The sequence below is a fragment of the Mesorhizobium sp. M1A.F.Ca.IN.020.03.2.1 genome (genome assembly GCF_004023205.1).
GTDB lineage: Bacteria > Pseudomonadota > Alphaproteobacteria > Rhizobiales > Rhizobiaceae > Mesorhizobium.
Window position 1 is genome coordinate 1 of sequence record NZ_RZSV01000272.1, and the last position, 6667, is coordinate 6667.

The 6667-nt window shown below is 64.4% G+C and carries 5 protein-coding genes and 2 pseudogenes; 6 read left to right on the plus strand and 1 reads right to left on the minus strand.

Annotation, left to right across the window (positions count from 1 at the left end; genetic code table 11):
• Positions 1-33: 33 nt before the first annotated feature.
• From EOA79_RS27940 to EOA79_RS27950, 3 genes and pseudogenes are all read left to right on the plus strand, one after another.
• Positions 34-549 (plus strand): annotated as a pseudogene (locus EOA79_RS27940) (glutamine synthetase); the annotation flags it as partial.
• A 128-nt stretch (positions 550-677) separates the two neighbouring features.
• A pseudogene (locus EOA79_RS27945) lies at positions 678-877 on the plus strand (FAD-dependent oxidoreductase); the annotation flags it as partial.
• Positions 878-1138: 261 nt separating this feature from the next.
• Positions 1139-2041, plus strand: a complete 903-nt coding sequence (locus tag EOA79_RS27950; protein ID WP_095825803.1) for an SH3 domain-containing protein — start codon at positions 1139-1141, stop codon at positions 2039-2041.
• A 41-nt stretch (positions 2042-2082) separates the two neighbouring features.
• Here EOA79_RS27950 and EOA79_RS27955 read toward each other — a convergent pair whose 3' ends face one another.
• Entirely contained in the window at positions 2083-2829 is a 747-nt protein-coding gene (locus EOA79_RS27955; RefSeq protein ID WP_095825819.1) for an SDR family oxidoreductase, read from the minus strand.
• Between the two features lie 265 nt (positions 2830-3094).
• Here EOA79_RS27955 and zwf point away from each other — a divergent pair, with 265 nt between their 5' ends.
• The 3 genes from zwf to edd all read left to right on the plus strand — a co-directional run.
• A complete protein-coding gene (gene zwf, locus EOA79_RS27960) occupies positions 3095-4564 on the plus strand; it encodes a glucose-6-phosphate dehydrogenase (RefSeq protein ID WP_095825804.1) in 1470 nt (489 codons plus the stop codon).
• Positions 4546-5262 carry a 6-phosphogluconolactonase gene (pgl, locus tag EOA79_RS27965; protein WP_095825805.1) on the plus strand — a complete coding sequence of 239 codons (717 nt, stop codon included), beginning with the start codon at positions 4546-4548 and terminating at the stop codon, positions 5260-5262. Before zwf ends, pgl begins: the two co-directional genes overlap by 19 nt.
• Positions 5263-5327: 65 nt before the next feature.
• Positions 5328-6667, plus strand: a 1340-nt coding sequence (gene edd, locus EOA79_RS27970; protein ID WP_128293486.1) for a phosphogluconate dehydratase, incomplete at its 3' end; no start/stop codon positions are given.

The window sequence follows — 6667 nt, forward strand, 5'->3', positions numbered from 1 at the left end:
GTGCGGTTGTCGTAGCCCCACTTGTTGTTGACCGGCGCCGAGACGGATGCGTTCTTCCATTTCATCGGCGGCATGCAGAAACACGTGCCGAACGCGCTGGTGATGCTTGCGCCTTACGTCAATTCCTATCGGCGGCTCACGCAGGCTGCGTCGGCGCCGGTCAACAACAAGTGGGGCTACGACAACCGCACGACGGCTTTCCGCGTGCCGCGTTCCGATCCAGCGGCGCGGCGCGTCGAAAATCGGATTCCGTCCTCGGACGCCAATCCCTATCTGGCGCTTGCCGCCTCGCTTGCCTGCGGGTTGATCGGCATGAACAACAAGGTCCAGGCCGAGCCGCCGGTGCTGACGACCGCCAACGAGGACGAGATCGACCTGCCGCGCAGCTTGCTCGAGGCCGTGGACCTTTTCGAGGCCGACAAGGAGCTTGGCGCCATTGTCGGCAAATCCTTCGCAGCCACGTATGCGGCCATCAAGCGAGCCGAGTTCGAGACATTCATGGAAGTGATCAGCCCTTGGGAGCGGGAGTATCTGTTGCTGAATGTGTGAGCGGCCACTTCGTCGAGTGAATGGGTGAATAGTGAATGGTGAGTAATTTCATATTGGATGGGTGAACGCAGCCAGAGCGCTCTAGCAAAGCATTCACTATTCACCATTCACCTGCGTTTCCGCATGCCTCGATGGGCGGGTATTCCGGCCACGGCATCATGCTGTCCAACTTCTTCGGCAAGCTCTACGCCGAGACGGTCGCGGGCAATCGCGACCGCTGAAGCTGATCGAGTATCTGAAGATTCCCGCCTTCCCGGACAGCTGTTGTTTACGCGCACCGCTGCTGTTTCTGGCGCTCAACTGGTTCGCACTGCGCCGCAGGATCTGAAGCCGGAACATGTGCAGAAGCTGTTAATTCGACAAGTCCGCTTCCCTAACGGCACGTTGCGGAATCCTTAACAAACGCGCAGAATTTCGCAAAAAGGCGCACTGATGCCATAATCGGCGGTAAAAGATGCCGGTTCTGGGCGATAAGACGGGGATTTGCGCGGGCCTGCCCGCTGGAAATTTCGGGACCGATGCCGATCAGCCGCGAACCGTTTGCGGCAAGATCGAAAGAACGTCGGCCCGGTTGTTGGAGGTGGTTTAGGTGAACGAGCCCTTCAGTTTCGGTGCGCCGGAACGACGGCACTTTGCCGTGCGGTTCGGCTATGACATGCGGCCCTCGTTCTGGCAGGGCCTGCAGTCGAACGCGCATCTGGTGATCGCGGCCGTCGGCACCGCGGCGCTGCTTGGCGTGGCGGCGGTGGCGCTTTGGCTGGCCTTGCCGGCCAATGAGCGGCAGGCGATCGCGAAAACGGAGCAGACCGTCCCCGCGATCCCGGTCAAGACGAAGAAGATCGCCCCGGCCGCGGCGAGCTCTGTCAGTGTCGCCGCCGCGCCGCAAGCCGCGCGCAAGGCCGATGCGGTTTCGCCCATGACTGCATCCCGAGAAGCCGCCATCCCGGCACTGGCTTCCAACAATCCCCGCTGGAACGGCACGGTTGGTGAGCTTGCGCCCGCGGCGGATGCCCCGCCGGCCTCATCCGCTCAGGCCGCGGAGAAGCCGGCGACGCAGAACGACAAACCAGCCGTTGCCGCCTTCGCCGAATCCGCGTCCGGAAACGATGCTTCGGCCGCCCTGGCTGAGGTCGCATCGCCTGCGCCGGCTGCTGCCCAATCGGCAGACGCAAAAAAGCCTGACGACAAAATGGATGCGGCCCAGACCGCGGCCATTCCGGATGCGAAGCCCGGGGTTGCCGAGGCTCAGCCCGCGGCGCCCGACGAAGTAGCCCAGGACAGTCCGAAGCCCGAAAACGCCGGCACTGGCACCAATGGACGCGTCCTGAGGGCTGTTACCATGCGTTCCGGCCCGAAGAACGGCGCCGCCGCGATCGTCACTGTGCCTGCCAAGTCAGCCGTGCAGGTGATGAGCTGCAAAAAATGGTGCGAGATCGTCTATAACGGCAAACGCGGCTGGATCTACAAGAGCTTCGTCAAGACCGGCGCCTGATCTGGACGCTCTTGGCGGCCTGACGCCGCCGCGACGTCGGTTCAGATGCAGCGCCCGCCGTCGACCTCCAGCGCCACGCCGGTGATCAAGGCCGCCTCGTCCGAAGCCAGCCAGAGCGCCGCGTTGGCGATGTCGAGCGGCGTCGACAGCCGGCCGAGCGGGATGGACGCGCGGAATTTTTCACGGATATCCGGCGTGTCGGCGCCCATGAACTTCTCCAGCATGCCGGTCTCGCCGGCGACCGGGCAGAGGCAATTGACGCGAATGTTCTTCGGGGCGAGTTCGACCGCCATCGACTTGGTGGCGGTGATCGCCCATCCCTTGGAGGCGTTGTACCAGGTGAGGCCCGGCCGCGGCCTGATGCCGGCTGTCGAAGCCGTGGTCAGTATGACGCCGCCGCCCTGCCGGTCCATGATCGGCACCACGGCAAGCGCGGCATGATAGATCGCCTTCATGTTGACAGCGGTGATCAGGTCGAAGGTTTGCTCGTCGACGCCGAGCATGTCGCCGTTGCGATGGGTGTAGCCGGCATTGTTGACCATGATGTCGACGCGGCCGAAGGCGCTTTTGGCGGCATAAACCATCTCGTCGAATTCGGAGCGTTGCGAGACGTCGGTCTGGGTCCAGATCGCGTTGTCGCCGATTTCCTTCGCCACGCGCGCTGCGCCCTTGGCGTTGAGGTCGGCAACCACGACGCGCGCGCCTTCCTCGGCGAAGCGCTTCGCCACGCCCTCGCCGAAGCCCGACGCCGCGCCGGTGATGATGGCAACCTTGTTTTGCAGACGCATGGTTTTTCCCATCATTGAAGGGCTGGCGGTCGCCATTCTCCCTTAGCTTTCGTCACATTCAGGTTCTATGTTGCAGGCGCGAACGCTTCCGGAAAGCTGTTGCTTGCCGACAAGCCTCCCGGCGGCGCCAGTGTCAAGGCCGCATTTGGGCCCAATCGATTGTCCAGCGATTGGTCCCGGATGTGACACCATGACACTGGACGATTTAAATCGATTAGAATATATCAGCCCCGCTACCGGCTAGCGGCATCAAACCGGACTGACCATGACCAGCCAGATCATCCCTGTCGAACCTTTCGACTTCATCATCTTCGGCGGTACCGGCGACCTGTCGGAGCGCAAGCTTCTGCCCTCGCTCTACCACCGCCAGCGCGACCACCAATTTTCGGAGCCGACGCGCATCATCGGCACGTCGCGCGCGAAGATGAGCGATGCCGAGTTCCAGACCTTCGCCAAGAAAGCGATATCGGACCATGTGAATCCGGCCGACATCGAGCCGAAGGAACTGGACACATTTCTTGCTCGGCTTTCCTATGTCTCGGCGGACGCCACCTCCGGCGTCGGCTTCGACAAGCTCACGAAGGCCATCGGCGACAGCGACCGCATCCGCGCTTTCTACCTCGCGGTGGCGCCGGCGCTGTTCGGCGACATCTCGCATCAGCTCAAGGAACACAAGCTGATCACCCCGAACTCGCGCATCGTGCTGGAGAAGCCGATCGGCCGTGACCTCGCCTCGGCACGGGCGCTCAACGACGCTGTGGGTGACGATTTCCACGAAAGCCAGATCTTCCGCATCGATCACTATCTCGGCAAGGAAACGGTGCAGAACCTGATGGCGCTGCGCTTTGCCAACGCGCTTTATGAGCCGCTGTGGAACTCCGCCCATATCGATCATGTGCAGATCACCGTGGCCGAGACCGTGGGTCTCGAGGACCGCGTCACCTACTACGACAAAGCCGGCGCGCTGCGCGATATGGTGCAGAACCACATCCTGCAGCTGCTTTGCCTGGTTGCCATGGAAACACCGTCCTCGATGGACGCGGACGCCGTGCGCGACGAGAAGCTGAAGGTGCTGCGGGCGCTGAAGCGCATCAACGGCAACGAGGCGCCGAAGCACACGGTGCGCGGCCAGTATCGCGCCGGCGCCTCCGCCGGCGGGCCGGTCAAGGGCTATGTCGAGGAGCTCGGCAAGGACAGCAACACCGAGACCTTCGTCGCCCTCAAAGCCGAGATCGGCAACTGGCGCTGGGCCGGCGTGCCTTTCTATCTCAGGACCGGCAAGCGGCTGGCGACCCGCGTTTCGGAAATCGTCATCGAATTCAAACCGATCCCCTATTCCATCTTCGGCGACAGCGCCGGGCCGATCTTCGCCAACCAGCTGGTGATCAGGCTGCAGCCGGACGAAGGCGTCAAGCAGTACATCATGATCAAGGATCCGGGGCCGGGCGGCATGCGGCTGCGCCAGATCTCGCTCGACATGAGCTTCGCGCAATCCTTCCACAGCCGCGCGCCGGACGCCTACGAGCGGCTGATCATGGATGTGGTGCGCGGCAACCAGACGCTGTTCATGCGTCGCGACGAGGTCGAGGCGGCCTGGAAGTGGATCGATCCGATCCAGAACGCCTGGGAAAGCGCCAGGCAGGAAGCGCAGGGCTATACGGCCGGCACCTGGGGTCCGTCGGCCTCCATCGCGCTCATCGAACGTGACGGACGGACATGGCACGAGAGCAATTGAGCGGGGCCGTTTACGCCTGGAACGGCTTTGCCGACCGCCAGCAGCTGGCGGCGGCCCTTGCCGGCCACGTCGCCGCCCGCCTGACCAAGGCGATCACCGACCGCGGCACGGCGCTGCTCGCCGTATCCGGCGGCACGACGCCGGCAAAATTCTTCGCCGCGCTCTCCTTAATCCCGATCGCCTGGGACAAGGTCACCGTGACGCTGGTCGATGAACGTTTCGTGCCGACCTCCTCGCCGCGCTCGAATGCCGGGCTGGTGGCGGCCAACCTGCTCCAGAACAAGGCAGCGGCAGCGCGCTTCGTGCCGCTCTACCATGAGGCGGCGACCATCGAGGACGCAGCGGCGTCGGACAGCGAGGCCCTGCAATCATTGCCCTGGCCGCTGGATGTGGTGGTGCTTGGCATGGGTGCCGACGGCCACACTGCCTCCTTCTTTCCCGATGCCGGCAATCTCGCCGAGCTCATCGACCCATCCTCACCGCGGATCGTGCTGGCCGTGCATGCGCAAAGCGCCGGCGAGCCGCGGCTGACACTGTCGATGGCGCGGATCGTTGCCGCCGGTTTCATCGCGCTCCACATCGAGGGAGAGGACAAGCGTATTGCCTTCGACGGCGCGATGGGAGCGGGCATGAAAAAGCCCATCCGCAACGTGCTCGAGGTGGCGCCGATACCGGTAGAGGTGTTCTGGGCACCCTGATTTCACCAAAGGAACAGCCCCGGAGGCTGTGGGAGGACGTTTTCCGGGGCCCGAAAGGACCAGCCATGACAGCCAGACGCGACATCGAAGCCATCACCGAACGCATCCGCCAACGCTCGAAGGCCGGTCGCGAAGCCTATCTCGGCCGCATCGCGGAGGCGTCGGGACGCGCCGCCAACCGCGCGGTGCTCTCCTGCGGCAACCTCGCCCACGGTTTTGCCGTCTGCAGCCCATCGGAGAAGGTGGCGCTCGGCGGCGATCGCGTGCCCAACCTCGGCATCATCACCTCCTACAACGACATGCTGTCGGCGCATCAGCCGTTCGAGACCTTTCCGGCGCTTATCAAGGACGCGGCACGCGAGGCGGGCGGCATCGCCCAGGTCGCCGGCGGCGTGCCGGCGATGTGCGACGGCGTGACGCAAGGCCAGCCAGGCATGGAACTGTCGCTGTTCTCGCGCGACGTGATCGCCATGGCAGCGGCGATCGGCCTTTCGCACAACATGTTCGACGCCGCCGTCTTCCTCGGCGTCTGCGACAAGATCGTGCCAGGGCTGGTGATCGCGGCGCTCACCTTCGGGCACCTGCCGGCTGTCTTCATCCCCGCCGGGCCGATGACGACGGGCCTGCCGAACGACGAGAAGGCCAAGGTCCGCCAGCTCTATGCCGAGGGCAAGGCGGGCCGCGCCGAGCTGCTCGAGGCGGAGTCCAAATCCTATCACGGGCCGGGCACCTGCACCTTCTACGGCACCGCCAATTCCAACCAGATGCTGATGGAGATCATGGGCCTGCACACGCCCGGCGCCTCCTTCGTCAACCCGGGTACGCCGCTGCGCGACGCGCTGACCAGGGAGGCGGCGAAGCGCGCGCTGGCGATCACCGCGCTCGGCAATGCCTATACGCCGGTCGGGCGCATGATCGACGAGCGCTCGATCGTCAACGGCGTGGTCGGCCTGCACGCGACCGGCGGCTCGACCAACCACACCATCCACCTCATCGCCATGGCTGCGGCAACCGGAATTTCGCTTACCTGGCAGGACATCTCCGACCTGTCGGAGGCCGTGCCGCTGCTCGCCCGCGTCTACCCGAACGGACTCGCCGACGTGAACCATTTCCACGCCGCCGGCGGGCTCGGCTTCCTGATCCGCGAGTTGCTCGACGAAGGCTTGCTGCACGAGGACGTGCAGACGGTCTGGGGCGAAGGCCTGCGGCCCTATGCTGTCGAGGCAAAGCTCGGCGCCGACGGCAGCGTCGTGCGTGAAGCGGCGCCGCTCGAGAGCGGCGACGAGAAGGTGCTGGCGCCGTTCAAGAAGGCGTTCCAGCCGACCGGCGGACTGAAGGTGCTTGCCGGCAACCTCGGCCATGCCGTGATCAAGACCTCTGCGGTCAAGCCCGAACGGCGCGTCAT